This is a genomic window from Endozoicomonas sp. SESOKO2 (assembly GCF_024606245.1).
In the GTDB taxonomy this organism is placed as follows: Bacteria; Pseudomonadota; Gammaproteobacteria; order Pseudomonadales; family Endozoicomonadaceae; genus Endozoicomonas_A.
In genome coordinates, this window is sequence record NZ_JAHHPQ010000168.1 from 1 (window position 1) to 1928 (window position 1928).

General features: G+C 47.6%; 3 protein-coding genes. 1 reads left to right on the forward strand and 2 read right to left on the reverse strand.

Annotated features, from left to right (window positions below):
• Window positions 1–656, reverse strand: a 656-nt coding sequence (locus tag KDK17_RS04210) for a hypothetical protein (protein WP_257287421.1), incomplete at its 3' end; no start/stop codon positions are given.
• A 274-nt stretch (window positions 657–930) separates the two neighbouring features.
• On the reverse strand, window positions 931–1086 hold the full coding sequence (locus KDK17_RS04215; protein ID WP_257287422.1) for a hypothetical protein: 156 nt from the start codon (window positions 1084–1086) through the stop codon (window positions 931–933).
• 160 nt (window positions 1087–1246) lie between these two features.
• Between KDK17_RS04215 and KDK17_RS04220 the strand changes: the two genes are divergently transcribed.
• Window positions 1247–1928, forward strand: a 682-nt coding sequence (locus KDK17_RS04220; protein WP_257287423.1) for a hypothetical protein, incomplete at its 3' end; no start/stop codon positions are given.

Consider the following 1928-nt stretch of genomic DNA (forward strand, 5'->3'; position numbering starts at 1 on the left):
AGAGATTGTTGAGGGCCTCCGTTACCATCAGCAGAGTCAGAATAAAGGAAGCTATCGAAAGAGCCTGCCGGGCGGGCAGTGGCTTTCTGAGCGTGCTGCCCCGATGACTCTGATGGAGGGCGTTGTTGCTGCTTATTTCCAGAGCCGGGCATTGTAATGATGGCCGCCAGCGGGTGATCCTGACACAGCTCTTTTTGTGCTATCGGGTTAAACGACGGTGAGTTAATATTCCAATAACTCTCTAAAAGCCAACCGACAGCGACAACCACTTCTACAGGTAGCCATGAGTATAAGGTGGAGCTGAGTGGGGTATTTTTGCTGGTCAGGATAAGCTCGTAACCCATCAGCAGATAATTGGCGTGAAGCCATGGCCACGAAATTGATTCAATGAGGGTCGTTTTTAGCTCGCAACCGATTAATCTGCCTTGTTTCTCATCAGGGTGTAAATCTGATCCTGCGTAGCCTTTTGTGTGGGTAATGTCTGACAGTTTGCCCGGCAGTGGATGCTGGTCAGGTGTTATAGAAAAGTTCTGGTTTTGAGAACCTGCTTTCTGTTCAAGCTCGACAACAAAACGTCTTGCCAGCGGTTGAGCCTGACAAACGACGGACAATGTCATGAGTAACAATGGTGCTGTAAAGAGTAAGTGTTTAATCATTCTATCCTTGCTTTCTGGTGAACAGAGAGGAAGGATAGATCAAGAAAATAACGCAAGTTACGCAGCTCTGTAGGGGACAATTTCGAGACAAAGCTTGATATGAAAGGGTGAATAGGTGGCGGATAGCAGGTATTCTGCAAGCCCATTACCACCAGCAGTCACCTTTCGTGCAACACACCCATTCACTGGCAAAGCCTTTTAAAACCTCTTCTGGCTGGCTCAATCCCGTATTGACCTTATTGTGCTGGTTATTTTTGGCCTCATCCAGATGGGATCAGTCAATCTGTCCCATGTTGCCCGAACTGTGGGGCACGCTTCCGTGACCAGGCGTAAACGTCTCAAGCGCTTCTTCGCCCGGAGTGGCATGGAGCTCTTGCCTTGTCTCAGCTTTGCTCGCTACTTTTGCGACATCCTCAAAGACGGGAATCATTCAGCTTGAGTTAATAAGCTTGCAGCTATACCTGCTGGCAAGTAACCACTCTCCCTTTTATATCAAGATTCGTTACGAAATTGTCTCCTGCAGAGCTACGTAACTTGAGTTATTTTCTTGATCTATCCTTCCTCTCTGTACACCAGAATGCAAGGGTAGAATGATTAAGCACTCACTCTTTATAGCATCACTCTTACTAATGACATTGTCCGTCGTCTGTCAGGCTCAACCGTTGACAAGACGTTTTGGTGTTGAGCTTGAACAGAAAGCAGATTTTCCAAATCAGAACTTTTCCATAAAACCTGACCAACACACACTATCGGGCACCTTGCCAGACATTGCCTATGCAAAAGGCCATGCAGGATCAGATTTACCGCCTGATGAGAAACAAGGCAGACTAGACGGTGGCGAGCTACAAACGACTATCATTGAATCAATTTCGTGGCCATGGCTTTACGCCAATCATCTGCTGGTGAGTTACCAACTGATCCTTACCAGCAAAAATACCCCACTCAGCTTCACCTCTTATTCATGGTTACCTTTAGAGGTGGTTTTTGCTGTCGGTTGGCTTTTAAAGAGCTATTGGGGTATGTGCTCACCGTCGTTTAGCTCGATAGCACAAAAAGAGCCGTGTCACGATCACCCGCTGGCGGCCATCATTACGATGCCCGGCTCTGGAAATAACCAGCAACAATGCCCGCCATCAGAGTCATCGGGGCAGCATGCTCAGGAATCCACCGCCCGCTCTACAGGCTCTTTCGATAGCTTCCTTTATTCTGACTCTGCCGATGGTAACGGAGGCCCTCAACAATCTCTGCATTCTTTTGATTTAAATTGTTTCG

Bases quoted from the DNA above. Each gene is read 5' to 3' on its own strand.
- KDK17_RS04215 (WP_257287422.1), bottom strand. From the start codon at position 1,086: ATGATTCCCGTCTTTGAGGATGTCGCAAAAGTAGCGAGCAAAGCTGAG.